General features: G+C 69.3%; 1 protein-coding gene. It reads right to left on the reverse strand.

Annotated features, from left to right (window positions below):
• A partial coding sequence (locus ACVA58_RS28415; protein WP_446513574.1) for a hypothetical protein occupies nucleotides 1-251 on the reverse strand: 251 nt, incomplete at both ends.

Here is a 251-nt window from a genome sequence, read left to right on the forward strand (position 1 = left end):
TTGTACAGCGTCGCCAGGGCAAATGCGTGGCCGTAGCGTGCAACGTGCGCGGCCGCGTCCACCGCATCCACCGCGCTGCCGCCCTCCACATGGCCCAGCAGCGAGAACAGCAGCACGCCCACCACCGTCACCCCCACCGCATTGCCGACCGCTTGCATGGTCGTCACTGCACCCGCGCCCATGCCGGCCTGCGAGGCCTGTACGCCGCTGAGGATCGTGTTGAGCGACAGCGGTAGCACCATGCCCTGCCC

This window comes from Photobacterium sp. DNB22_13_2 (genome assembly GCF_052873915.1).